This window comes from Pseudomonas sp. BP11-1-1 (assembly GCF_052112105.1).
Lineage (GTDB): Bacteria > Pseudomonadota > Gammaproteobacteria > Pseudomonadales > Pseudomonadaceae > Aquipseudomonas > Aquipseudomonas alvandae.
Window position 1 is genome coordinate 1 of record NZ_JAUTYU010000067.1, and the last position, 255, is coordinate 255.

Genomic DNA, 255 nt, shown 5'->3' on the forward strand with positions numbered 1-255 from the left:
AATGAAGACGACCGGGTGATTTTCCTGCTGTCCGGCGGGGGCTCGGCGTTGCTGGCCTTGCCGGCGGCCGGCATTACCCTGGCCGACAAACAATCGATCAACAAAGCCTTGCTCAAATCCGGCGCGATCATCGGCGAGATGAATTGCGTGCGCAAGCACCTCTCGGCGATCAAGGGCGGACGCCTGGGCAAAGCCTGCTGGCCGGCGACGGTCTACACCTATGCGATTTCCGACGTGCCCGGCGACCTGGCCACA

Annotated in this window: 1 protein-coding gene; it reads left to right on the forward strand. The window is 63.1% G+C overall.

What is annotated here, in order from left to right; translation table 11 throughout:
- Nucleotides 1–255, forward strand: a 255-nt coding sequence (locus tag Q7C33_RS29030; protein ID WP_407684609.1) for a DUF4147 domain-containing protein, incomplete at both ends; no start/stop codon positions are given.